Raw genomic sequence first — 21381 nt, forward strand, 5'->3', positions numbered from 1 at the left:
CTCGTCGTCCTCCAGATCCTCGTCCTCGGGTTCCGGCTCCGAGGCGGGGAGGGGCACGTCTTCCATCAGCTTCCGGCGACGTTCACCGCGCTGACGGCCGGCCTCTGCCTCGGCGCGCGAGCGGGCGATCACCGGCTCCAGATCCTTGAGGTCGAGGAAGACGTCGGCCTGGCGGCGAAGTTCGTCGGCCACCATCGGCGGCTGGGTGCGGATGGTTCCGACCACGGTCACACGCACGCCGCGGCGCTGGATCGCCTCGACCAGACGGCGGAAATCGCCATCGCCCGAGAAGATCACGATGTGATCCACATGATCGGCCATTTCCATGGCGTCGACCGTCAGCTCGACATCCATGTCACCGCGCACCCGGCGGCGGCCGGTGGCGTCGGTGAATTCCTTCGCCGGCTTGGTGACCATGGTGTAGCCGTTATAATCCAGCCAGTCGACCAGCGGCCGGATCGGCGAGTAGTCCTGCTCGTCCAGCAGGGCGGTGTAGTAGAAGGCACGCACCACGTAAGCGCGTGACCGGAAGTAATCCAGCAGCCGGCGATAGTCGATGTCGAAGCTGAGGCTGCGGGCCGCACCGTAAAGGTTGGCACCGTCGATGAACAGCGCAACACGCTCGCCTTCGTGGAAAATACTGTCGATGGACCGTGGCATGAGTATATCTTTCCCCAGAATTCGCCTATGGGTCGTCGTCAGGAGAGGCCGGTTGGGTCGCGTATCGGATCATCCGCCGGCGCGACGTACTTAATCCCTCATGGCCCCAGATTACAAGACGGAACACGTCCGATCATGATGGAATTGCGTAAAGACACGATATTTATCGCAGTTGGCGCCAATCTCCCCGATGCCGAAGGTAGAATGCCGCGCGCTGCTTGTCAGGCTGCGGTGGTGCGACTTGGGGAGATGGGCTTTGATGTGATCGGCGTGTCGCGCTGGTACGAAAGTCCGCCCCTGCCGGACAATGGCGGGCCGTGGTACGTAAACGGTGTCGTGCATGCCGAAACGGCACTGGAGCCGGTCGAGGCTCTGAAGCGGCTGCACGCGATCGAGGCGGCGTTCGGCAGGGTGCGTCGCCAGCGTTGGGAGTCGCGGCCGCTGGATCTGGATATTATAGACCATGGTGGCGTGGTCCGTCGCCCCCGGATCGCAGCGGTGCCCATCGTGCCGGGTGCCCCGGTTCAGACCACGGGCGGGGTGCCGGACCCGGAACTGCCGCATCCGCGGATGCATGAGCGCGCCTTCGTTCTGCTGCCGCTTGCCGATGTGGCGCCGGGCTGGCGTCATCCGACCCTGGACCGGTCGGTCGAAGAGTTGATTGCCGCGTTGCCTGCAGGGCAGATCATCCGTCCGTGCATGGAGGAAGCCCCGGATTCCGGCGGCGAGGCTTTGACTTCCGCATAGTCGTGTCATAGTGTTCCGCGCCCGACGCGGGAGTACGGCCTTGCGGTCGCTTCTCCGTCGTCATACCTTTTTTGAGCGACTCTAAAAGTCATCGGAGCAACCAGCCATGGCCCGCGTCACCGTCGAAGATTGCGTCCGTCTTGTCCCCAACCGGTTCGATCTGGTGCTGATGGCCGCTCAGCGTGCCCGCGAGATCTCGTCGGGTGCGGCACTGACCGTCGATCGCGACAACGACAAGAACCCCGTCGTCGCCCTGCGCGAGATTGCCGACGAGACCATCGATCTCGATACCGTCTCGCGGCAGCTGGTGCAGACCCATCAGCGCGTTCCCGAGGTCGACGAGCCGGACGAGGACATCCTCGATGCCATCGGCGAGGTCGCCTCGATCGCCAGCCGTCAGCTGGCCGAGGACGAACTGTCGGGCGGTGGTTCGCTGTCGGTGTCGGATGACGAGGGCGATGGCTTCGGCGCCCCGCGGTTCGAGGATGCCGACCCCGAAGACGATTGATGCGTCCGGGGTATCTGCGTCGCAACCCAGCAGCGGCCGGGCCGGCCGGCCGCGCACGGGTTTCGCTTGGAAGGCCGGTCATACGGGGGCCACGGCTTCCGTCGACGGACCGGCCCCGCGCGGGCCTGGCCGGAGACGTGCGAAGATGTGGCGTCCTGCCATGCGGGTGACGCTGTTCGGTGATCAGGCAATACGAGCTGGTGGAGCGGGTCAAGGCCTATGACCCGGATGTGGACGAAACGGCGCTGAACCGCGCCTATGTCTACGCAATGAAGATGCACGGCAGCCAGAAGCGTGCATCGGGCGATCCCTATTTCCTCCATCCGCTTGAAGTTGCCGGCATCCTGACCGAGTTGAAGCTCGACAGCCGGTCGATCGTGACGGCATTGCTGCACGACACGATCGAGGATACGCCCGCGACGCTCGACGAGATCGAGCAGATCTTCGGGGGCGAAGTCGCCCGGCTGGTCGACGGCGTCACTAAACTGTCCAAGATCGAACTGCAATCGGAACAGGCCAAGCAGGCGGAAAATTTCCGCAAGCTGCTTCTGGCCATGTCCGACGACATCCGCGTCTTGCTGGTCAAGCTGGCCGACCGGCTGCACAATATGCGGACGCTGCACTATATCGCCAAGCCGGAAAAGCGCCGCCGGATCGCGCTGGAAACGCTCGAGATCTACGCCCCGCTGGCCGAGCGCATCGGCATGCAGGCGATCAAGGACGAACTGGACGACCTGGCCTTCAAGGAACTGCACGGCGATGCGCGGGATTCGATCCTGAAGCGGCTGTCCTTCCTGCGGGAGAACGGGTCCGAGCTTGTGGCCCGGATCGTCGCCGAACTGAAGGCGGTGATCGCGGAGACCGGTATCGGCGCCGAGATCTACGGTCGCGAGAAGCGGCCCTATTCGATCTGGCGCAAGATGCAGCGCAAGAATGTGGTGTTCGAGCAGCTGTCGGACATCATGGCCTTCCGGGTGACCGTCGACAGCATCCGGGACTGTTATGCCGTTCTGGGTGCCGTTCACGGCGCGTATCGCATGGTCCCGGGGCGGTTCAAGGATTTCATCAGCAACGCCAAGCCCAACGGCTATCGCTCGCTGCACACCACCGTCATCGGGCCAGAACGCCAGCGGATCGAGATTCAGATCCGCACCCGCGAGATGCACGAGGTTGCGGAGTACGGCGTCGCCGCCCACTGGCTCTACAAGCAGGAGAGTGGCGGCCACGAAGGCTGGCAGTATCGCTGGATCCGCGGCCTGCTCGACATCCTGGAGCAGGCGTCGAACCCCGAGGAATTCCTCGAGCATACCAAGCTCGAGATGTTCCAGGATCAGGTCTTCTGCTTCTCGCCCAAGGGTGACCTGATCGCGCTGCCACGTGGCGCCACGCCGATCGACTTCGCCTATGCGGTCCATTCCGAGATCGGCGACACCTGCGTCGGCGCCAAGATCAACGGTCGCATGATGCCGCTGCGCACCCAGCTGCAGAACGGCGATCAGATCGAGATCATCACCTCGAAGGCGCAGACCCCGTCGCCGGCCTGGGAACGCTTCGTCGTGACCGGCAAGGCCCGGTCCCGGATCCGTCGCTTCATCCGGCTGCGGGAGCGCGAGCAGTATGTCAGCCTGGGCCGGGCGATCCTGCAGAAGACCTTCCGTCAGGAACAACGGCCGCTGACCGAAAAGGGGCTGGACCGGGCGCTGCGGGTCTTTACCCACAAGACGTTGGAAGACCTCTACGCAGCGGTGGGCAAGGGTGACATCACCGCCCGCCAGGTCATCGACACCGTCTTCCCCGAGGCCCGTGTGCCGAAGGATGAGGGGGAGACCGGCAATGTCGTGCCGCTGAAGCGCATGCGCAGCGGCAAGAGCGGCGTCAACGGCCACGCCATCCCGATCCGCGGTCTGATCCCGGGCATGGCGGTGCATTATGCCGGCTGCTGCCATCCGATCCCGGGCGACCGGATCGTCGGCATCGTCGCCACCGGCAAGGGTGTCACCATCCATACCATCGACTGCGAGACCCTGGAGCAGTATGTCGACGAGCCCGAACGCTGGCTCGACGTCGCCTGGGACACGGGCTCGACCGGTGATGCGGGGCACACCGCGCGGCTTGCGGTGATGGTGTCGAACGAGCCGGGTGGTCTTGCGGCCTTGACCACGATGATCGCCAAGAATTACGGCAATATCACCAATCTCAAGATCACCAACCGCACCTCGGAATTTTTCGAGATGATCGTCGATGTCGAGGTGCATGACGTGAAGCATCTGACCCATATCATCGCGGCCCTGCGGGCCGATCCGATGATCAATTCGGTCGACCGCGCCCGCGGCTGACCACCGGTTTCCGACCCCTCGGGGCCGCGTGTCGCTCGGGCGATGCGCGGCTTCCACGCATCCCTATCACGGAGTTCGCCCGACCCATGGACACCGAAGAAGTCCTGGACGTGTTCCGCGCCTGCGGCGCGCTGCTCGAAGGCCATTTCATCCTGTCCTCCGGCCTGCGCAGCCCGCGCTATCTGCAGTGCGCGCGGGTCATGATGCATCCCGTCCAGGGCGAACGGCTGTGCCGGGCGCTGGCGGAGCGGATCAATGCGCGGCTGGCCGACGGCACCATCGCCGGCGGCGGCATCGACTGCGTGGTGTCGCCGGCCATGGGGGGCGTGATCGTCGGTTACGAGGTCGCCCGCCAGCTTGGCGTGCCGGCCATGTTCACCGAACGGGTGGACGGCAGCTTCACCCTGCGCCGCGGTTTCGCGATCGAGGCGGGCTGGCGGGTGCTGATGGCTGAAGACGTCGTCACCACCGGCAAGTCGAGCCGGGAATGCATCGCGGCGATCGAGGCGGCCGGCGGGCGCGTGGTCGCCGCCTCGGCATTGATCGACCGGTCGGCCGGCAAGGTCGATCTGGGGGTGCCGCTGGTGTCGCTCACCGGCCTCGACGTCCCGAGCTATGACCCGAACGATCTTCCGCCTGAACTCGCGGCCCTGCCTGCCGTCAAGCCGGGCAGCCGCGGCCTCGCCTGAGCGCGGGGCCGCTTCCGGTGCCGGGCGGATCCTGTCTCCCCGGCACCAAAGCACGAGAAGGAATGCAAGCCAGTGACCCAGAACCGACCGCTCGCGGCCTGGTCCGCACCCCTGCAGGCCCATGGCGGCCGGCGTGGCGACGGGCCGCTCCGCCTGGGGCTCCGGCTCAATCATGCAGCCTTGCTTCGTCAGGCGGGCGACGGCCAGCGCCCGGATATGGCGCGGCTGGCCGAGGCAACGGTGAAGGCCGGCGCCGACAGTGTGGTTCTGCGTGTTGATGACGGCAGCGGCCTGATCACCGCTGATGATGTGCGCCGCATCGCCGAACGTGCCCGCGTGCCCCTGACGCTGGAGATGCGTCCCGACCCGGCGCGGGTTGCCTGGGTCACCTCGCTCAACCCCGCGGCGGTGATGCTGCTGCCCGAACCCGAGGCCGATGTCGCGCGCATGGCCGAGGTGGCGAGCAGCCTCCACGAAGCCGGCGTGCCGGTGCTGGCGCTGGTGGCGCCCGAGATCGAGGCGATCGATCAGGTGCAGGCCTCGGGCATTCGCGGCATCGAGCTGGACACCACATTCTATGGCGAAGCCGCCGAAGAATTGCGGGCACCGCTGCTTCAGCAGATCCGCCATGCCGCCAGCCACGCCCACGGGATCGGCCTTGGCCTGCAGGCCGGCCACGCCCTGGACTATTCGACGCTGGCGCCGATTGCCGGGCTGCCGCATATCCAGGGCATCACCTGCGGCCGTTTCCTGATCACCGAAGCGCTGTTCATCGGTATCGAAGAGGCCGTGCGCCATACCCGCCGGCTGATCGACGCCGCTCGCCGGCAGGCGCGGCGCCATGCGACACGCGGGGCCGACTGACCTTATGATGCGGATCATCGGCACCGGGATCGATATGGTCGACGTCCGGCGGATCGAGAAGACGCTCGACCGCTTCGGCGACCGTTTCGTGCATCGCTGCTTTACGGTGACGGAGCGAAACCTGTCCGACGGACGTGTGCGCCGGGCGGACAGCTATGCCAAGCGTTACGCCGCCAAGGAGGCGGGGGCCAAGGCGCTCGGAACCGGGCTCGATCGTGGTGTGGCCTGGCGGGATATCGGCGTCGTGAACCTGCCCGGCGGCAGGCCGACCCTGCAGCTGACCGGCGGGGCTGAACGCCTTCTGGCGCAACTGGTTCCGGCGGGGTACCTTCCGAAGATCGATTTGACGCTGACCGACGAATATCCATATGCTCAGGCGCTCGTGATCATCAGCGCCGTGCCGGATATCTCGGCGCAAGACGGGAGTTCAACGTGACGCGCGACACGAGCCGGACGGACGGCGACAATCCGCGGAACCGCAAGCCGCGGGCAGCCGAAGACCGCTCGGGCGGTTTCGGCGAGATGGTGAAGACGGTGGTCATCGCCGTCTTCTTCGCCCTGGTGATCCGGTCCTTCGCCTTCGAACCGTTCAACATCCCGTCCGGGTCGATGAAACCGACCCTGCTTGTCGGCGACTATCTGTTCGTGTCGAAGTACAGTTATGGCTACAGCCGCTATTCCTTTCCGGGCAGCCTGCCGCTTTTCGAGGGCCGGATCCTGTCGAGCCCGGTGAAGCGCGGCGATGTGGCGGTCTTCCGCCTGCCGACCGATCCTTCGGTCGACTACATCAAGCGCATCGTCGGCCTGCCGGGGGACCGGATCCAGGTGATCGACGGCATCCTGCATATCAACGGCACGGCCGTGGAACGGCGCCGGATCGAGGATTTCGTCGAGACGGGCCCGGGCGGTCAGGAGATCCGCATCCCGCGCTATGTCGAGACGATGCCCGATGGCGGCCCGTCCTACGAGACACTGGACCAGACGCCCTATGGCGCGCTGGACAACACGCCGGTCTATACCGTTCCGGCCGGGCATTATTTCGCGATGGGCGACAATCGCGACAACTCCCAGGACAGTCGTGTTCTGTCGGCCGTGGGCTTCGTGCCCGAGGAGAACCTGATCGGCCGGGCCGAAGTGCTGTTCTTCTCGATCGACGACAGCGCTGCGTGGTGGCAGGTGTGGAAGTGGCCGTCGGCCATCCGCTGGTCGCGCCTGCTGGACGGCGTGGGTTGAGGATGAGCCGGGTGAAGAAGACCAGAGGCATGAGGGCGGCGGCGGTCGAGGCCGGCCGCGGACGACGGCATGGATGAACAACGCCAGGCCACCACGCTTGCGGAATGCGCGCGTGAGATCGGCCACGACTTCGACGACCCGTCGCTGCTGGAAGCGGCCCTGACCCATCCGAGCGTCGATGGCGGCGGTCGCGATCGCAATGGCCGGGTCCGGCTGAATTACGAGCGGCTGGAGTTCCTGGGCGACCGGGTGCTTGGGCTGGCGGTGGCCGACCAGCTCTATCACCGCTTCCCGGGAGAGAGCGAAGGCGCGCTTGCCCGCCGCTTCGCAGCCCTGGTCCGACGCGAGAGCCTGGCGCGGGTGGCAGAGATGCTGTCGCTCGGCCGCTATCTGCGTCTGTCGCGGGGCGAAGACGACAGCGGTGGCCGCAGAAACCCGGCCAATCTTGCCGATGCCTGCGAAGCGGTCATCGCGGCCCTGTATCTCGACGGCGGGTTCGATACCGCCCGCCGCTTCGTCGAACGCTATTGGGCGCCGCTGATGGAGGAAGACCTCCGTCCGCCCAAGGACCCGAAGACCGCGCTCCAGGAATGGGCGCAGGCGCGGGGCCTTGAGGCGCCCGTCTACACCGTGATCGGCCGTGAAGGCCCGGATCACGCCCCGTCCTTCCGCGTCCGTGCCCAGGTGGCACGGCTCGGCGCCGAGGAGGCCACCGGTGCCTCCAAGCGCATTGCCGAGCAGGCCGCGGCCCAAAGCCTGCTGAGCCGCGCCGAGGGGCGCGGTGGAGACCAGAAATGACGATTGAAACCCCCGGCAAGACCCCTGGGACGCCCGCCGAAGACGAGATCCGCGACGAGGACCTGCAGGAAGGCGGGCTCGCCTCCGATCTCGACGACGATTGGGATGACGACGAGGACGAAGACGACGGCCTCGACATGCTGCCGCCGCCCGAGGCTCCGGCCTCGGTGCCGGTCGACGAGCAGAAGACCGGCTTCTTCGCGGTCATCGGGGCGCCCAATGCGGGCAAGTCGACGCTCGTGAACCGCCTCGTCGGCTCCAAGGTTTCGATCGTCAGTCCGAAGGTACAGACCACCCGCAGCCGGATCGTCGGCATCGCGATGCACGGGCCGGCCCAGCTGGTGTTCATCGACACCCCCGGCATCTTCCGGCCCAAGCGCCGGCTGGAAAAGGCCATGGTGCAGGCCGCCTGGAGCGGTGCCGGCGATGCGGGCGACGGGCTGCTGATGATGATCGACGCCAAGCGCGGCATCACCGACGACGTGCGGCTGATCGTGGACGGGTTGAAGGCCGAAGGGCGCCGCGCCTGGGCGGTGCTGAACAAGGTCGACCTGCTGGCGCGCGAGAAGCTTCTGCCGCTGGCGGCAGAGGTGGACGGGCTCGGCATCTTCGACCGGATCTTCATGATTTCGGCCGAGAACGGGTCTGGCGTCGACGATCTGGCCGATGCCCTGGCCGCGATCGCCCGCAAGGGGCCGTGGATGTATCCGGAAGATCAGGCGAGCGACGTGCCGCTCCGCTTCCTGGCCGCCGAGATCGTCCGCGAGAAGCTGTTCCTGAGCCTGCATGAGGAACTGCCCTATGCGCTGACGGTGGAGACCGAAGCCTGGACCGAGAAGCCGGACGGCAGCGCCCGGATCGATCAGGTGGTCTATGTCCAGCGCGAGAGCCATCGCAAGATCGTGCTCGGCGCCGGCGGGCGGACGATCAAGCATGTCGGCAGCGCAGCGCGGACGGAACTGCAGCAGATCCTGGAACGCCGGGTGCACCTGTTCCTGTTCGTGAAGGTCCGCGAAAGCTGGGCCGACGATCCCGAACGCTACCGCGAGATGAACCTCGACTACCCCCGCTGACCGCACCGGATCCCCTCAAGGGATTGATGTTGCAGCATTCAATAACGGCTTGATCACTCGCATGTACCCGACCACCTCCTGAAAAGGAGGGCGGGTTTCCTGCGAGAGGTCCCGGTCCGGTTCATGGACCCCGCAGCGCCGATCCGGCTGCCGGTCCGGTGATGTGCGCGCAAGCGCCCGCCGGGCCGGACACGCCCGGCCGGCCCCCGATCCCGCCCCCCGTCCCACGCCGATGGCGCGGCCAGACCCGCGCCCGCGGCGCGCGTGTCCGAGGGGGTGGTTTGCATGCATCATCGCTATCTTCTGATCTATCGTTTCCTGCTGGTGAACATGGTGGCGGCAGCAGGGCTGGCCATGGCCTGGGTCCATGGCTGGATCGACCGGGTGCTCGCCTCGGATTCGAGCCGGATTTCGGTTCTGATCTTTGCGGTGTTTCTGGTCGGCCTGACGCTCTGTGCCTGGCGGATCATCCAGATCAGCGACGGCCTGAACGATCTGAAGCGGGCTCAGCCGGCAAAGAACGGCCGGGTCGCCGCCTATCTTGCGACGCTGACCCGCGTGCCCGAGGCACGCCGCCCGGTGGTGGCCGAAGGGCTGAAGGCCAAGCTCTACGCCCGGGCATCCAATGTGCGCTACATCGCCGACAGCCTGGTTCTGCTGGGCCTGATCGGCACGGTGGTGGGCTTCATCGTGGCGCTGTCGGGCGTTGATCAGAACCGTGTCGCCGACGTCTCGGCGGTCGGGCCGATGGTCGCCCAGCTGCTCGACGGCATGGCGATCGCTCTCTGGACGACGCTGGTCGGCAGCATCCTGCACATCTGGCTTCGGCTGAACTATCAGATCCTTGCGGGCGGCACCGTCACCCTGGTCGCGGATCTTGTCGCGCGGGGTGAAGGCGATGCTGTATGACGACCCTCTCAAACCCGATGGTGACGATGGCGCGGGAACCGTCTTTCGCGACGTCATCACGCTCACCCTGCTCGGTTTCGTGGCTGTGGTCATCCTGCTGCTGCCGCATCTCAACCCGCCGCGCAAACAGGATCAGGCGGAAGTCACAGCACCCGGCAATGTGATCGTCGAGGCGCTGTGGGAAGCCGATCTCGATACCGATGTCGACCTCTGGGTCAAGGCGCCGGGCGATGTGCCGGTCGGCTATTCCAACAAGGGCGGGGTGATCTTTAACCTGCTGCGTGACGATCTCGGCCGCTATGGCGACGCCACCGACAGCAATCACGAAGTCTCGTACAGCCGCGGCATTCCGCCGGGCGAGTACATCGTGAACGTCCATCTGTTCCGCAATCAGAGCCGGCAGCTGCCCGTGCGGGTGAAGGTCGTCGCCAGCGTCAAGAGCGACCAGCAGTCCTCGGCCCGGCAGATCCTGGCGACCGAGGTGGCGCTGAACCGCGAGGGCGAGGAAATCACCGCGATGCGGTTCCGGCTCGACGACAAGGCGCGGCTGGTGCCGGACAGCGTCAACAGCCTGTATCAGCGCCTGCGTAGCAATCGCGGGTGAGGGAAGGAGAGACGCATGAACGATGTCGTCTATGTCTTCGCCGCCACAGCCGGCATCACCGCCCTGCTTGCGACGCTTGCGATCTGGGCGCCCCGGCGCCTGCCGGTCCGGATGGCCGCCATCGGGCTGACGGCCTTGCTGCTGCCCGCAGCCTATCTTGGCTTCACGACGCTGCTGTCACAGCCGAAGCCGATCACGATGGAATGGCTCGACAAAGGGGCGGGCGAGGCCACGGGGCTGGGCTCCGTGATACGAGAGGGTGAGGGGATCTATCTCTGGATCCAGCCCGAGGGCGGCAATATCCCGCGCTATTACGTCTTGCCGTGGGACCTGAAACAGGCCCAGCAGTTGCAGAACGCGATGCGCGATGCCGATAAGAACCAGAACGGGCTGAAGATGCGCTCGCCCTATGAACCCACCTGGGACCGGCGCGAGCCCCGCTTCTACGCGGCCCCGCAGCCGGCCCCGCCGCCCAAGCGCGGCCCCGAGGAGGAGGATGACGGGCCGATGATCTATCGCCATCCCGGCTGGGACGTCTGAGCCCGGGGCAGGCAGCCGAGACCGGTCAGGGTCCGACGGACGGCCTCGTCCAGCGGCGTGTGCGGCTCGTCGCCGATCAACCCCCGCAGCCGGTCATTGGTCATCCGGATCGGGATCTGCCACAGATGACGCATCTCGCGCAGATTGCGGATCAGCGGCACGAACGGCGCGGCGAGGCCAAGCAAACGCCAGGGCAGGTGGATCGTCCTGACCGGCCGGCCGACGGCCCGGGCGATTGCCGCGGTCATGGCGGTGCCGTCCGGGTCCCAATGACCCGCCATGTGCAGGGTGGTGAAGGCGGGCAGCCGGTCGCGGATCGCCACCAGGCGCAAAAAGGTGGCGGCCATGTCAGGCAGATAGGTCCATTGATGGCCGATGCCCGGCCGGCCGGGGTGGATCATCCGACGGACCGGCCCGCCGGGCTGTACCAGGCATTGCGAGAACCAGTTGTTGCCGGGCCTGGGCCCGAAGAAGTCCCCGGCGCGCAGGACGATGCTGCGCACACCACTATCTGCCGCCCGTTCGAGACGGCGCTCCATTTCGGTGCGGATGGCACCTTTCGGCGTATCGGGGTGCTGCGGGGATGTTTCGGTGAGGATGGGGTAGGCATCGGTGCCATAATTATAGATGGTGCCCGGCAGCAGAATGGTGGCGTCGACGGCGTGGGCGGCGGCGATACTGGCATCGATCATCGGCAGCACCAGCCGGTGCCAGTCGCGATAGCCGGGCGGGTTCACCGCGTGCAGGATGAGGTTGCACCCCGCCGCAGCCTGGCGGACATCGTCCGGCGACATGGCGTCACCCGACACCCAGGTGACGCCCGGTGTGACCGGCATCGAGGTCGCGCGGCGGCTGAGGGCCCGGACCTGCCAACCCGCCTCGACCAGTTGCCGCGCCGTCTCTCCACCGATTCCGCCCGAGGCCCCCAGGACCAGGGCCTGACCGCTCATGCTCATCTCTTTGCTCCGTCTGATGGCGACGGCCCCAGCATCCCCCCGATCCGACTGCCAGAAAATTGACGAGGTTTCTATGGCAGCTATACTTCCATGTATGGCCATGGATGACCCGAGCTGGGATCTGTATCGCACCTTTCTTGCGGTTCTGCGGGAAGGGTCGCTGTCGGCCGCCGCCCGCCATCTGGGGCTGGCCCAGCCGACGGTCGGGCGTCATGTCGATGCACTGGAACAGGCCGTCGGTCAGCAGCTCTTCACACGCTCTCTGCACGGGCTGATGCCGACGCCGGCGGCACTCGAACTCGGCCCCTATGCCGAAACCCTGCAGGCGACCGCATCGGCCCTGCTGCGGGCGGCCTCTGCATCGGTTGCGGAGGTGGCCGGCACGGTACGGGTGACGGCGAGCGAGGTGATCGGGGTCGAGGTTCTGCCGCCGATTCTGGCCGCCCTGCAGGAGACCCATCCGGGCCTGACGATCGAGATCGTGCTGTCGAACACGGTGGAAGATCTGCTGCGCCGCGACGCCGATATTGCGGTGCGCATGGTCGCGCCGATGCAGGAGGCGCTGGTTGCGCAGCGCGTGGGCTTTGTGCCGCTGGGGCTGCATGCCCGCCGCGACTATCTGGAGCGCCACGGCATGCCACGCACGCCGGCGGATCTGGAACGGCATCGGCTGATCGGCTTCGACCGCGAAACCGCCATAGTCCGGCGATTTATGGCCGGTGCGGCGGCGCAGGGGCTGGCCGGGTTCACCCGCGCCCGCTTCGCGCTCAGGACCGACAATGATCTGGCGCAGCTGGCGCTGATCCGGGCCGGGGCCGGAATTGGCTTCTGCCAGCTGGCCGTCGCCCGTCGAAGCCCGGAGCTGGTCCGCATACTGCCCGAGGTGAACGGGCTGGTGCTGGACACCTGGGTTGCGATGCACGAGAACCTGCGCCGGGCCCCGCGCTGCCGGGTCGTCTTCGATGCCCTGGTGGCGGGGCTTCGTCGTCATGTCGCGGCGGGAGAGCCCGGATGATCGAGTGGACCGAGGAGGCCATCGTGCTTGCCGCCCGTCGCCATGGCGAGGCCGATGTCGTGCTGTCGGCCCTGACCGACGGTCATGGGCGGCATCAGGGGCTGGTTCGCGGCGGGGCAGGGCGGCGCATGCGCGGCACGATCGAGCCGGGCAACCGGCTGCTGGTCACCTGGCGGGGGCGCCTGGACGATCAGCTTGGCGGCTATACGATCGAGGCGCTGGATGAACCGGCCGGACGGCTGATCGACGACGGCTTGAGACTGACGGCCCTTGGTGCATTGTCGGCGGTGCTGGATCGCAGCCTGCCCGACCGGCTGCGCATCGGCGGGCTTTTCGAACGGACCGCCGCCCTGATCGCGGCCATCGAACATGCACCTGAAACGGTCTGGGCGGCCGCGTTCGTGCTGCTGGAGCGCGATCTTCTGGCCGATCTGGGCTATGGGCTTGACCTCGGCAGCTGTGCCTTGACGGGGGTGACCGAGGATCTGAGCCATGTCTCTCCCCGCTCCGGCCGGGCGGTGTCGCGGGCGGCTGGCGCGCCCTGGGCCGGGCGGCTGCTCCCCCTGCCGGGCTTCATGACCGGCAGCCTGCCGCTGGATGCGGTGGAGGTCGCCGAGATCGTTGACGGCCTGCGTCTGACCCTTTACTTCCTCGATCGACACCTGTTTTCCGGTGCCGGCCAGCCCGTGCCGCCGCTCAGGATCGCGCTGGCCGACCGGCTGGCGCGCCGGAGCGGCCGGGGACCATCCTCCGCAGACGGCACCAACCCGATGGAGATCCGATGAGCGACGAGACCGGAAGCCCGGACAATGCGGGGCTGATCGAGACCGTACCGTTGGCCGACGCGCTGGGTGAGCGCTATCTTGCCTATGCCCTGTCGACCATCACCTCGCGCTCGCTGCCCGATGTCCGCGACGGGTTGAAGCCGGTGCAGCGGCGGCTGCTCTACGCCATGCGGCAGCTGAAGCTCGATCCCGCTCAGGGCTTCAAGAAATGCGCCCGCGTGGTCGGCGACGTGATCGGTAAATACCATCCGCATGGCAACACCGCGGTCTACGACGCCATGGTCCGCCTGGCGCAGGATTTCGCGCTCCGCTACCCGCTGGTCGACGGCCAGGGCAATTTCGGCAACATCGACGGCGACAATGCCGCGGCCATGCGATACACCGAAGCCCGGCTGACCGAGGTCGCGATGCTGCTGCTGCAGGATCTTGATCGCGACACGGTCGGGTTCCGTGCCAATTACGACGGCACCGACGAGGAACCCGTGGTGCTGCCGGCGGGCTTTCCCAATCTGCTTGCCAATGGCGCGACCGGCATCGCGGTCGGCATGGCAACCAGCATCCCGCCGCATAACGCCGCCGAGCTGGCCGAGGCGGCACGCATGATGCTGGGCCATCGCAAGACCGACGGGGACTTCCCCGACGGCACGGCCATCCGCCCCGAGGATCGCTATCGCGACTGCCCGCATGAAACACTGCTGAGCCATGTTCAGGGCCCCGACTTTCCGACCGGCGGCGTGCTGGTGGAGAGCAAGGCCTCGATCGCGGAGGCCTATGCCACCGGCCGTGGTGGCTTCCGGGTCAGGGCGCGGTGGCATCGCGAGGATCTGGCCCATGGCCGCTACCAGATCGTCGTCACCGAGATTCCGTTCCAGGTCCAGAAGGGCCGGCTGATCGAGCGGGTGGCGGAGCTGCTGACCGCCAAGAAGCTGGCGCTGCTGGCAGATATTCGCGACGAATCGGCTGAAGACGTGCGCATCGTGCTGGAGCCGCGCTCGCGCGATGTCGACCCGGCTCTGCTGATGGAAAGCCTGTTCCGCCAGAGCGATTTCGAGAACCGCTTCAGCCTGAACATGAACGTGCTCGACGCCGAGGGTGTGCCACAGGTGATGAGCCTGCGCGGCGTGCTGGCCGCCTTCATCGAGCACCGGATCGAGGTGCTGCGCCGGCGCACCAGGCACCGCCTCTCGGAAATCGCCCGGCGCCTGGAAGTGCTGCAGGGCCAGCTGATCGCCTATCTGAACCTCGACGAGGTCATCCATATCATCCGCACCGCCGACGAGCCGAAGGCGGGGCTGATGACGCGGTTCGAGCTGACCGAGGTCCAGGCCGAAGCCATTCTCAACATGCGACTGCGCGCCCTGCACAAGCTGCAGCAGATCGAGATCGAGCGCGAAAGCAAGCAGCTGACCACCGAGCAGAAGAAGCTCAAAGGGTTGCTCGCCGATGAAGGCCGCCAGCGGGATGCGCTGGATGTGGAATTTGCCGATCTGGTGAAGCGTTTCGGCCCCGAAACCGAACTGGGTCGCCGACGGACCACGCCGGGTGAGGCGCCGAAGACCGAGATGGTCTCGATCGAGGCACTGGTCGAGCGCGAGCCCATCACCGTCGTGCTGTCGACCATGGGCTGGATCCGGGCGATGAAGGGCCATATCGGGCCCGACCAGGAGCTGCGTTTCAAGGAGGGTGACGCCGAGGCGCTGCGCATCGAGGCCCAGACGACCGACAGGATCCTGGTCTTCGCCGATGACGGCCGGGTCTATACGCTGCAGGGCGACAAGCTGCCGCCCGGCCGCGGTTTCGGTGAGCCGCTGCGGCTGATGGTGGATCTTGCAGCCGACGCCCAGATCGTGACCCTGACACTGGCTGGAACCCCGGGCGACCTGCTGCTGGTGGCGAGCGACGGCCGCGGTTTCATGGTGAAGCCCGAGGATGCCGTTGCCCAGACCCGCACCGGCCGCCAGGTGCTGGTGCCGGGCGAGGGACAGAAGCTGAAGCTCGTGCGCCGGATCGACGCCGATGCGACCCATCTCGCCATCGTGGGCGAGAACCGCAAGCTTGCGATCTATCCCATCGATCAGGTGCCACATATGACGCGGGGCAAGGGCGTGCGGTTGCAAACCTATCGCCAGGGCGGTCCGTCGGATGTGCGGGGCCTGAAGCTGGTGGAGCCGCAGGATGGCCTGTCCTGGCAGAGGGGGCCGCAGACCCGCAAGGTGCTGATGCCTGAACTGGCGCGCTGGATCACCAAGGCCCGGGGCGGCCCGGGCGCGCTGGCCCCCAACGGCTTCCCGCGCGACAACCGGTTCGGCGACTGAGCGTTCAGCACGTCTGATCGGACGCAAAGAAACGGCCCGGCGGATCCCCATCCGCCGGGCCGTTTTTCGTGGAGACTGCTCCTTCCGGCCGTCCCGTCCCCCGACAGGGCCGACCGGAAGCCGGGTCGTTACCGGTAAAGCAGATCGGGCAGGAAGGTGGTGATGCCCGGGAAGATCCACAGGATGGCCAGCGCCACGATCTGGATGAGCACGAAGGGGATAACGCCCTTGTAGATGTCCCAGGTCTTGACCGACGGCGGTGCGACACCCCGCAGATAGAACAGCGCAAAGCCGAAGGGCGGGGTGAGGAACGAGGTCTGCAGGTTCATTGCCATCATGACGCCGAGCCAGACCGGGTTCACATCCAGCTGGAGCAGCACCGGGGCAACCAGCGGGACCACCACGAAGGTGATCTCGATGAAGTCCAGGAAGAAGCCCATGATGAACATGACGAACATCACGATCATCAGGGCACCGAACGTGCCGCCGGGCATGCCGGTCAGCAGTTCGTGAACCAGGTCGTCACCGCCCAGGCCACGGAAGACCAGCGAGAACGCCGCCGCACCGATCAGGATGACGAAGACCATCGAGCTGACCCGGGCGGTGCCGCGCATCACCTCGTTCAGCATGCTCGTCCGTGCCGCACGCAGGATCGAGATGATCAGACCCCAGGCGATCAGCACCAGCAGGATTGCGGCGACGATGATACCGATATTCTCGGCCGTGCTGATCACGCTGCGCTGGAAGCGCAGATCCATCAAGCCGGTCAGGACAAGGATCGCGATCAGGGCGGCGCCCGAGATATAGATCGGGATGGGGCTGCGATCCGGATGGCGGGCTGCACCCAGCATCAGCGAGCCGACGGCGCCAACCGCAGCCGCCTCGGTCGGCGTCGCCAGACCGCCCAGGATCGACCCCAGCACGGCGATGATCAGCACCAGTGGCGGGACCAGGGCGCTGAAGATGCGCTTGCCGAAACCAGGACCACGGCCGACCGCAACTTCTTCTTGAGAGAGTGCGGGGGAGCCGGCCGGGTTGATGATGCCGGCGAACACCTGATACAGGATGTAGATGCCGACCAGCATCAGGCCCGGGATCAGCGCACCGGCAAAGAGATCGCCGACCGAAACCGTATCCGGCGAGAAGATGCCCATCTTGAGCTGCGCCTGCTGGTAGGCGGAGCCCATGACGTCACCCAGCAGCACCAGCACGATCGAGGGCGGGATGATCTGGCCCAGCGTGCCGGCCGCGGCGATGCCGCCGGTGGCGAGGCGCGGGTCGTAGCCGCGCTTCAGCATGGTCGGCAGGGCGATCAGCCCCATGGTCACCACGGTTGCGCCGACGATACCGGTCGACGCCGCAAGCAGGGCACCCACCACCGAGACCGAGATGCCGAGACCGCCACGCAGGCGGCCGAACAGCAGACCCATGGTCTCGAGCAGTTCCTCGGCAACCTTGGACCGTTCCAGTACCACGCCCATGAACACGAACAGCGGCACGGCGACCAGGGTCTCGTTGGTCATGGTGCCGAAGATGCGCTGGGGCAGGAAGCTGAGGAACGACAGGTCGAAGACGCCGAGGGCGTTGCCGATAAAGGCGAAGATGATCGATACGCCGCCCAGCGTGAAGGCGACCGGAAAGCCCATGAGCAACGCCCCGACCAGGACGAGGAACATGGCGATGTCGAGATAGTCCTTGATCAGCATGGCGTTACGCAGCCCCGCCCGTCCGAGACTTGTTGGTTTCCGCCAGGCCGGCGATCACCAGGATCGAGCGCAGCGCCAGCGCCACGCCCTGAAGGCCGACCAGGACCGTGAAGGCCAGGATCGTTGTCTTGAACAGGTAGATGCCGGGCAGGCCGCTGGTCTCGTTCGACGCTTCCTTCACCGCCCAGGACGAGGCGACGTAAGGAAAGGCGACGTCCCAGATGACGTAGATGAACGGAGCGAGGAAGACGATGCAGCCGATGAGATCGACCATCGCCTTTTTGCGGGGTTTGGCTTCGCCGTAGAACACGTCGACCCGGACGTGCGCGTCATAGAGCAGCGCATAGCCCGCAGCGACGAGGAACAGGACGCCGTGCATGATCAGGATCGATTCCTGAACCGCGATCGCGCCGACGCCATAGACGTAGCGCATCAGCACGATTCCGAACTGCACGACCACCAGCACGAGAGCAAGCCAGGAAACGACTCGTCCGATCCCTTCGTTCACCGCGTCCACGGCGCTTGCAAGCGCTCTGAGGGCGTTCACGGTGTTCCCTCCTAATGGGTTCTTTCTGCCTTCACAGGCGGCTGCTGGGGGAGCGATCGGCCATAACCCGGCCGAAACGTGCTCCTTGTATAGAAGAAGCGCTCTGAAATTGCAGTCTTTTTGTCATTTTTTGACAGATCAGGGCGCGTTTTCGTTCCTGCGAACGATCCGACTTAAAGTCGGCGAAGTAATTAGCGCAAGATGTCCTGGCGTCGTCGATTTGTGAAACGACGTTTCAAGGCCTGTCCACCAGAGAGCGCATCGGTTGAGCTGCGATGCATAATAGTGCCGTAATGTGGAACGCTGCCGCCTGTACAGGAAAGCCCGTGTCTCCGCAATCAGGCAGGCGGCGACACGGGCTCGGTTATCTGCGCTGGAAGACGACAGGGTATGGACCGTCGCCCATACCCCGCGCGACCTCACACCGCGAACTTCGGACCGGCGGCCCGGATGTTCAGATACGGCTGCTCGGCATGCTGCTGCCAGGCCATGCTGCTGTTGCGGAACGAATAGTAGCTCTTGACGATCCGCTTCAGGATATCGTCGCCACCGCCGCTCAGCTCGCTGATGAAAGATTCGGCCGCGTCGCCCAGCGCCTTGTAGACCGGATCGGGGAACGGACGGACCTTCACTCCGTGTTCGTTGACCAGGGTGCCGATCGCCGCGGCGTTGCGGACGATGAACTGGCCGACGCCTTCCTGGAAGTCGCTATAGGCGGCCTGACGGACGATCGCCTTCAGATCATCGGGCAGCTCGTCCCAATGCTTCTTGCCGATGCCCATCTCGATCGTCGCCGAGGGCTCGCCGATGCCGGGGGTGTAGTAGTTCTTGGCGACGCGGTGAAGGCCGAAAGCCAGATCGTTCCAGGGGCCGACCCAGTCGGCCGCGTCGACGGTGCCGGACTGCATGGCCTGGAAGATCTCACCGCCCGGCAGCTGAACCACGTTGCAGCCAAGCCGACGGAAGATTTCCGCGTTCAGGCCGGCGGTGCGGAACTTCAGGCCCTTCAGGTCGTCGGGGGTGTTGATTTCCTTGGCGAACCAGCCGACCGCCTGGGCGCAGGTGTTGACCGCCGGGAAGGCCTTCACGCCGAACGGCGCATAGAGTTCGTCCTGGAGCTTCTCACCGTCGCCGACCGCCCACCAGGCGAACTGCTCGGCCGCATAGAGGCCATAGGGTGCGGTGGTGAAGAAGTGGAAACCGGGATGCTTGCCGCCGTAATAATAAGCGGCCGAGTGATAGGCCTCCGCAGCGCCCTGCTGGACGGCGTCGAAGGCACCGAAGGCCGGCACCAGTTCACCGGCGGCAAAGACCTTCACGGTCAGGCGTCCGCCGCTCATGGTGGTGATCTTCTGCGCGATGCTCTCCGCGGCCGTCCCGAGGCCGGGGAAGTTCTTCGGCCACGAGGTGACCATGCGCCACTCGATCTTGCCCTGCGCGATGGCCGGCGCCGGGAAGTTGGAAGCGGCGACGGCGGCAGCAGCGGCACCCGCGGCGGCCGATCCCTTGAGGAACGAACGACGATCCATCGATCGGTCTCTCCCTGATGAATTTTTTGGCAGCTTTTCGTGCGTTTTGGTCGGTTGCCCGACGTCCCCGGATCCGGCGGGGGGCGGATCGCCGGTGAACGTAGAGATACCCCCGAAACCATCGCCGGTCCGGCCCCTCCCTGGCCGCGGGTCTCCGCCGCGATCAGGCCCCGGCCCGACGATCTGGGGGTAGTATAAGGGGTCATCGAGTGAACGCAAGCTGACATGGTGAGATTGGGTCAGTAATGTTCACCCAATCGGATCAAGGCTTCTGTCACGCTGCAGCGCAAAATTTAATGATGCAACGCAATACAACGGTGACCGGGCCGCCTGTATGGTGCCGCCGGAATGTACGGCCCTTGCGCTTTTACCAGGGGGATACACGCAAGGGCCGTGATTACAATAGAGAATTCGCGCGTGGGTATCAGTCGGTGAAGGTGGGGCCTTTGGCCCGTGCATTCAGATAGGGCTGTTCTGCATGCCGGGTCCAGGTCATGCAGTCGTTCCTGAAGCCGTAATAGCTTGCCCACACCTTTTTCAGCAGGTCGTCGCCGCCCTCGCGCAGGCGGCGCATGACGGTCTCGCCGGCGGTGGCAAGCGTCTCGTTCACCGTTTCCGGGAACGGGCGGACGGTCACGCCATGCTCCGTCTGAAGTGCCTTGAGGGCCGAGGCGTTGCGGGTCAGGAATTCCGACACATTGGCCTGGTATTCCGAAATCGCCGCCTCGCGGACGACCGCCTTCAGATCATCGGGCAGGGCATCCCAATGCTTGCGGCCGATGCCGATCTCGACCGCGCCCTGTCCCTCGCCGATACCGGGGGTATAGTAGTTTTTCGCCAGACGATGCAGCCCGAAGGCCAGATCGTTCCAGGGCCCCACCCATTCCGCCGCATCGATCATGCCGCTCTGGAAGGCCTGAAACATCTCCCGTCCCGGCAGCTGGACAACGTTGCAGCCGGCCTCACGCCAGAGTTCGCCGTTCAGCCCCGCGGTGCGGAACTTCAGCCCCTTCAGGTCATCCGGGCCGGTGATCTCACGCGCAAACCAGCCGGCGGCCTGGGCGCTGGTGTTCGCGGCCGGGATGGCCTTGATGCCGAACGGGGCGTACAGTTCGTCCTGCAGCTTTTCGCCGTCGCCATACAGCCACCACGCCATGTGTTCGGGCGCATACATGCCGAAAGGCACGCTGGTGTAAAAGTTGAGCGCGGGGTGCTTGCCGCCGTAATAATAGGCGGCTGAATGGTAGGCTTCGGCAGCCCCTTGCTGGACGGCATCGAACACGCCGAAAGCCGGCACGAGTTCATCCGCGGCATACAGTTTCACGGTCAGCCGGCCGCCGCTCATTCTGGTGATCTTTTGTGCGAGGCGTTCGGCTGTCGTTCCCAGGCCGGGGAAATTCTTCGGCCAGGACGTGATCAGCCGCCATTCGATGCGGCCCTCGGCGATGGCCGGGGCGGCGAAGGTGGTGGCGGCGGCTGCAGCGCCGGTGGCGACGCTGCGCTTGATGAATGAACGGCGGTCCATCGGCCGGTCTTCCTTGCACGGTTCCTGAAACCCGAGGGACAT

At 66.0% G+C, this 21381-nt stretch carries 20 protein-coding genes and 1 pseudogene; 15 read left to right on the forward strand and 6 right to left on the reverse strand.

Features of this window, described 5'->3' with window-relative positions:
- Positions 1 to 120: 120 nt before the first annotated feature.
- Positions 121 to 660 (reverse strand): annotated as a pseudogene (locus CMO28_RS08455) (NYN domain-containing protein); the annotation flags it as partial.
- A gap of 135 nt (positions 661 to 795) precedes the next feature.
- Here CMO28_RS08455 and folK point away from each other — a divergent pair.
- The 12 genes from folK to CMO28_RS08515 all read left to right on the forward strand — a co-directional run bounded on the left by folK (position 796) and on the right by CMO28_RS08515 (position 10961).
- Complete coding sequence (folK, locus tag CMO28_RS08460) at positions 796 to 1407, forward strand: 2-amino-4-hydroxy-6-hydroxymethyldihydropteridine diphosphokinase (RefSeq protein WP_296712389.1); 612 nt, start codon at positions 796 to 798, stop codon at positions 1405 to 1407.
- A 106-nt stretch (positions 1408 to 1513) separates the two neighbouring features.
- On the forward strand, positions 1514 to 1915 hold the full coding sequence (rpoZ, locus tag CMO28_RS08465) for a DNA-directed RNA polymerase subunit omega (RefSeq protein WP_014745107.1): 402 nt from the start codon (positions 1514 to 1516) through the stop codon (positions 1913 to 1915).
- A gap of 179 nt (positions 1916 to 2094) precedes the next feature.
- Positions 2095 to 4251, forward strand: a complete 2157-nt coding sequence (locus tag CMO28_RS08470) for a RelA/SpoT family protein (RefSeq protein WP_296712395.1) — start codon at positions 2095 to 2097, stop codon at positions 4249 to 4251.
- Between the two features lie 86 nt (positions 4252 to 4337).
- Positions 4338 to 4940, forward strand: coding sequence for an orotate phosphoribosyltransferase (gene pyrE / locus CMO28_RS08475; RefSeq protein ID WP_296712399.1), 603 nt, complete (start codon positions 4338 to 4340; stop codon positions 4938 to 4940).
- Positions 4941 to 5012: 72 nt separating this feature from the next.
- Entirely contained in the window at positions 5013 to 5804 is a 792-nt protein-coding gene (locus tag CMO28_RS08480) for a pyridoxine 5'-phosphate synthase (protein WP_296712403.1), read from the forward strand.
- 4 nt (positions 5805 to 5808) lie between these two features.
- Positions 5809 to 6240 (forward strand): holo-ACP synthase, encoded by a 432-nt coding sequence (acpS, locus tag CMO28_RS08485; protein ID WP_296712406.1) that lies wholly within the window; start codon positions 5809 to 5811, stop codon positions 6238 to 6240.
- Positions 6237 to 7037, forward strand: a complete 801-nt coding sequence (gene lepB / locus CMO28_RS08490; protein ID WP_082828424.1) for a signal peptidase I — start codon at positions 6237 to 6239, stop codon at positions 7035 to 7037. The genes acpS and lepB overlap by 4 nt, the downstream gene beginning before the upstream one ends.
- 69 nt (positions 7038 to 7106) lie before the next feature.
- Positions 7107 to 7835 (forward strand): ribonuclease III, encoded by a 729-nt coding sequence (gene rnc, locus CMO28_RS08495; protein ID WP_014745113.1) that lies wholly within the window; start codon positions 7107 to 7109, stop codon positions 7833 to 7835.
- The gene (gene era / locus CMO28_RS08500) at positions 7832 to 8908 is read left to right on the forward strand and encodes a GTPase Era (RefSeq protein ID WP_296712415.1); all 1077 of its coding nucleotides are present in this window, start codon (positions 7832 to 7834) and stop codon (positions 8906 to 8908) included. Before rnc ends, era begins: the two co-directional genes overlap by 4 nt.
- 285 nt (positions 8909 to 9193) lie before the next feature.
- A complete protein-coding gene (locus CMO28_RS08505) occupies positions 9194 to 9817 on the forward strand; it encodes a MotA/TolQ/ExbB proton channel family protein (RefSeq protein ID WP_062763417.1) in 624 nt (207 codons plus the stop codon).
- Complete coding sequence (locus CMO28_RS08510; RefSeq protein WP_014745116.1) at positions 9807 to 10421, forward strand: hypothetical protein; 615 nt, start codon at positions 9807 to 9809, stop codon at positions 10419 to 10421. Before CMO28_RS08505 ends, CMO28_RS08510 begins: the two co-directional genes overlap by 11 nt.
- Before the next feature lie 15 nt (positions 10422 to 10436).
- Positions 10437 to 10961 carry a hypothetical protein gene (locus tag CMO28_RS08515; RefSeq protein ID WP_296712419.1) on the forward strand — a complete coding sequence of 175 codons (525 nt, stop codon included), beginning with the start codon at positions 10437 to 10439 and terminating at the stop codon, positions 10959 to 10961.
- Here CMO28_RS08515 and CMO28_RS08520 read toward each other — a convergent pair.
- Positions 10934 to 11917: an NAD(P)H-binding protein gene (locus tag CMO28_RS08520; RefSeq protein WP_296712422.1), complete on the reverse strand. Its 984-nt coding sequence runs from the start codon at positions 11915 to 11917 to the stop codon at positions 10934 to 10936. The genes CMO28_RS08515 and CMO28_RS08520 overlap by 28 nt on opposite strands.
- 94 nt (positions 11918 to 12011) lie before the next feature.
- Here CMO28_RS08520 and CMO28_RS08525 point away from each other — a divergent pair, with 94 nt between their 5' ends.
- From CMO28_RS08525 to parC, 3 genes are read left to right on the forward strand one after another with little or no spacing between them, the layout of a single operon-like run.
- Positions 12012 to 12932, forward strand: a complete 921-nt coding sequence (locus CMO28_RS08525) for a LysR family transcriptional regulator (protein ID WP_322111310.1) — start codon at positions 12012 to 12014, stop codon at positions 12930 to 12932.
- Positions 12929 to 13717, forward strand: a complete 789-nt coding sequence (gene recO, locus CMO28_RS08530; RefSeq protein ID WP_296712428.1) for a DNA repair protein RecO — start codon at positions 12929 to 12931, stop codon at positions 13715 to 13717. Before CMO28_RS08525 ends, recO begins: the two co-directional genes overlap by 4 nt.
- On the forward strand, positions 13714 to 16032 hold the full coding sequence (gene parC / locus CMO28_RS08535; RefSeq protein ID WP_296712430.1) for a DNA topoisomerase IV subunit A: 2319 nt from the start codon (positions 13714 to 13716) through the stop codon (positions 16030 to 16032). Before recO ends, parC begins: the two co-directional genes overlap by 4 nt.
- Before the next feature lie 128 nt (positions 16033 to 16160).
- Here the strand turns inward: parC and CMO28_RS08540 are convergent, their stop codons facing one another.
- From CMO28_RS08540 to CMO28_RS08555, 4 genes are all read right to left on the reverse strand, one after another.
- A complete protein-coding gene (locus CMO28_RS08540; RefSeq protein ID WP_296712434.1) occupies positions 16161 to 17738 on the reverse strand; it encodes a TRAP transporter large permease in 1578 nt (525 codons plus the stop codon).
- A 4-nt stretch (positions 17739 to 17742) separates the two neighbouring features.
- Positions 17743 to 18285, reverse strand: a complete 543-nt coding sequence (locus CMO28_RS08545) for a TRAP transporter small permease subunit (RefSeq protein ID WP_296712437.1) — start codon at positions 18283 to 18285, stop codon at positions 17743 to 17745.
- 419 nt (positions 18286 to 18704) lie between these two features.
- Complete coding sequence (locus CMO28_RS08550; RefSeq protein WP_062763405.1) at positions 18705 to 19814, reverse strand: TRAP transporter substrate-binding protein; 1110 nt, start codon at positions 19812 to 19814, stop codon at positions 18705 to 18707.
- 424 nt (positions 19815 to 20238) lie between these two features.
- Complete coding sequence (locus CMO28_RS08555) at positions 20239 to 21339, reverse strand: TRAP transporter substrate-binding protein (protein ID WP_296712442.1); 1101 nt, start codon at positions 21337 to 21339, stop codon at positions 20239 to 20241.
- Between the last annotated feature and the right edge of the window lie 42 nt (positions 21340 to 21381).

It is taken from the genome of Tistrella sp., from assembly GCF_002684955.1.
Classification (GTDB): Bacteria; Pseudomonadota; Alphaproteobacteria; order Tistrellales; family Tistrellaceae; genus Tistrella; species Tistrella mobilis.

Bases quoted from the DNA above. Each gene is read 5' to 3' on its own strand.
- CMO28_RS08525 (WP_322111310.1), top strand. From the start codon at position 12,012: ATGGCCATGGATGACCCGAGCTGGGATCTGTATCGCACCTTTCTTGCG.
- rpoZ (WP_014745107.1), top strand. From the start codon at position 1,514: ATGGCCCGCGTCACCGTCGAAGATTGCGTCCGTCTTGTCCCCAACCGG.
- CMO28_RS08505 (WP_062763417.1), top strand. From the start codon at position 9,194: ATGCATCATCGCTATCTTCTGATCTATCGTTTCCTGCTGGTGAACATG.
- era (WP_296712415.1), top strand. From the start codon at position 7,832: ATGACGATTGAAACCCCCGGCAAGACCCCTGGGACGCCCGCCGAAGAC.
- CMO28_RS08510 (WP_014745116.1), top strand. From the start codon at position 9,807: ATGCTGTATGACGACCCTCTCAAACCCGATGGTGACGATGGCGCGGGA.
- CMO28_RS08515 (WP_296712419.1), top strand. From the start codon at position 10,437: ATGAACGATGTCGTCTATGTCTTCGCCGCCACAGCCGGCATCACCGCC.
- folK (WP_296712389.1), top strand. From the start codon at position 796: ATGATGGAATTGCGTAAAGACACGATATTTATCGCAGTTGGCGCCAAT.
- rnc (WP_014745113.1), top strand. From the start codon at position 7,107: ATGGATGAACAACGCCAGGCCACCACGCTTGCGGAATGCGCGCGTGAG.
- acpS (WP_296712406.1), top strand. From the start codon at position 5,809: ATGATGCGGATCATCGGCACCGGGATCGATATGGTCGACGTCCGGCGG.
- parC (WP_296712430.1), top strand. From the start codon at position 13,714: ATGAGCGACGAGACCGGAAGCCCGGACAATGCGGGGCTGATCGAGACC.
- recO (WP_296712428.1), top strand. From the start codon at position 12,929: ATGATCGAGTGGACCGAGGAGGCCATCGTGCTTGCCGCCCGTCGCCAT.
- CMO28_RS08520 (WP_296712422.1), bottom strand. From the start codon at position 11,917: ATGAGCATGAGCGGTCAGGCCCTGGTCCTGGGGGCCTCGGGCGGAATC.
- CMO28_RS08555 (WP_296712442.1), bottom strand. From the start codon at position 21,339: ATGGACCGCCGTTCATTCATCAAGCGCAGCGTCGCCACCGGCGCTGCA.
- pyrE (WP_296712399.1), top strand. From the start codon at position 4,338: ATGGACACCGAAGAAGTCCTGGACGTGTTCCGCGCCTGCGGCGCGCTG.
- CMO28_RS08550 (WP_062763405.1), bottom strand. From the start codon at position 19,814: ATGGATCGTCGTTCGTTCCTCAAGGGATCGGCCGCCGCGGGTGCCGCT.
- CMO28_RS08540 (WP_296712434.1), bottom strand. From the start codon at position 17,738: ATGCTGATCAAGGACTATCTCGACATCGCCATGTTCCTCGTCCTGGTC.